Raw genomic sequence first — 2,173 nt, forward strand, 5'->3', positions numbered from 1 at the left:
AGTACACGGCCGCCGTCGGGACCACCTCGTGGGCGGCGATCGAGGCGACGTTGACCAGGTGGCCGGAGTTCGCGGCGAGCATCGTCGGGAGCACGGCGCCGAGGCCGTTGAGCACGCCCTTGAGGTTGACGTCGACCATGCGGTCCCACTCGTCGGTGCGCAGCTCGGCCATGGGGGACAGGGGCATGACGCCCGCGTTGTTGACCAGCACGTCGATGCGGCCGTGCTCGGCCAGCGCGGCGTCGGCGAAGGCCTGGAAGCTGGACTTCGAGGTGACGTCGAGCGCGTGGGCGGTTCCGGAGCCGAGCTCGGCGGTGAGCGCGTCGAGCAGGTCGGTGCGGCGGGCGCCGAGCACGACGCGGTGACCTGCGGCGGCCAGGACCCTGGCGGTGGCGGCGCCGATGCCGGAGGAGGCGCCGGTGACGAGGACGACCTTCGAGGTGGTGTTCATGTCATCGAGCCTGGCGGGGGCGGCGGGGCGGAAGAAGGGTGCGCCGCACCCACCCAGGCGCGGGTGTCCACTCGGGCCGGTGCGCTGCTGCGGTTCCCCTGCTAGCGCTTGGTGATCGTGCGGTGACCGCGCGGAGCGCGCTGGCGGAACCGGTGTCTTGATCTTGTGTTTCCCGGACGCGGGCGGGGTCGCTCTGACATCATCCGTTCCGGCGCGGGGGGTTCGAGCGGGGCGTCGGTCAGGCGCCGCCACGCCCGGCCTCTCCTGGGGGAGAACAGCCCGTCCCGCCGGTCCGCGCGACCGCCGGTCCTCGTCCTCCGCGCCGCTGGGACCAGAATCCGGGGCGTTTGCGGCATCGGGCGACCCCTCGTCGGGGCGCCTGTGACAGGAGTGGAACGTGAGAGTGGGTTTTTGGGCGGTCGCGGCGGTGTCCGCCGTGATCGCGGTGAGCGGCTGCTCGACCGAGTCGGCGGGCAGGGCCCTGCCGGAGAGCGCGCCCGCGAGCTCGCCCTCGGGGATTCCCGAGTTCGGGTCGGAGAGCAGCACGGCGCCGAGCTCGAAGGGCGGGGCGGCCGGTGGGCTGGACCTGTCGAAGTACGCGTCGAACCCGTGCGACCTGCTGACCGCGGCGCAGGTGGCCGGGTTGGGGGCGATGGACGTGCCGGAGCCGGGGAAGACCGGCGGGAGCCCCTCGTGCGTCTTCAACCCGAAGGACCTGACCAAGGGGGCGCGGTACACGGTCGTCCTGCCGGACGAGACGTTCGCGAAGGCGGTGCGGTTCGCGGAGTCGTCCTCGGTGAAGGAGGAGACGACGGTGGGCGGCCTGGAGGCGTTCACGCACTCGCCGGTCGCGGGCGGGAAGGGCCGCTGCACGACGATCGTGGCGGCCTCGGCGGAGACGACGTTCCAGGTGCTGGTGGGCGTGACGAACAGCGCCCTGCCGGAGGCGTCGGCGGCTTGTGAGAAGTCGCAGGAGGTCGCGGGGTTGGTCGTGGAGACGGCGAAGGGCTGATCCGCTCGACGCTTCCGCTCCCGCCCTTCCCCGTTCGGGGGAGAGCGGGAGCGGTTTTTTGTGGGGAATTTGCTCGTGCGGGTGAATCATGTGGTCGTCGGGTTACTTTCCGTTGCTGATTGGTGGTTCCGGTGATCAATTAAGGCTGTTCCTGCGGATGTGTCGGGCGTGACGCGCGTTCGTTCCGTGAAATGTCTGACGGACGGCGTCCCGTCTGGCATCATCACCGGTCAGGTGGGTGCTCGGGGCAGGGGGCGGTTGTGGCGGTTGGTGACGTAAAAGACTCTCAGGTTTCGTCGGGTGACGCTCGAATGATCAGCTTCATGGCTGAGACCGTGCAGTCCCCAGGCGGTGCCGCGGGCGCTATCAGCGGGCTCAGCCAGTTCGGTAGCGCGCAGGGCGGGCAGACCAGGTTCAGCATCGACGTCGACCAGGCGCCCAAGCTCGTGGAGGCGCTCACCGAGGCTGTCGAGAAGTTGGACAGGGCCTACTGGGGGGCCAATGCCGTGGCACAGGTCGAGTCGCCTGGGAAAGATCTCTACAGCGCTATCTCGATGGTCGCCATGAGGAGTTCCGCCAACGAGGAGGTCGGTGGTTACCAGTGGGCGAACAAGTTGGCGCAAAAAGCTCTGCTGAAGAACATCGAGAACATTAAGAAAGCGATCGAGCAGTACAAGAACGTGGAAAGTGAAGCGTCAGGCGCCCTCGGG

Annotated in this window: 3 protein-coding genes; 2 read left to right on the plus strand and 1 reads right to left on the minus strand. The window is 69.0% G+C overall.

Annotated elements, in window-relative coordinates:
- The coding region (locus ACTUAL_RS32110) for an SDR family oxidoreductase (RefSeq protein ID WP_440902859.1) at nucleotides 1–451 on the minus strand (451 nt) is incomplete at its 3' end.
- Between the two features lie 397 nt (nucleotides 452–848).
- Here ACTUAL_RS32110 and ACTUAL_RS32115 point away from each other — a divergent pair.
- Together ACTUAL_RS32115 and ACTUAL_RS32120 are read left to right on the plus strand one after the other, a co-directional pair.
- Entirely contained in the window at nucleotides 849–1,463 is a 615-nt protein-coding gene (locus ACTUAL_RS32115; protein WP_096492719.1) for a DUF3558 domain-containing protein, read from the plus strand.
- Nucleotides 1,464–1,786: 323 nt separating this feature from the next.
- Nucleotides 1,787–2,173: hypothetical protein (locus ACTUAL_RS32120; RefSeq protein WP_440902860.1), on the plus strand; the 387-nt coding region annotated here is incomplete at its 3' end.

This window comes from Actinosynnema sp., from assembly GCF_052038725.1.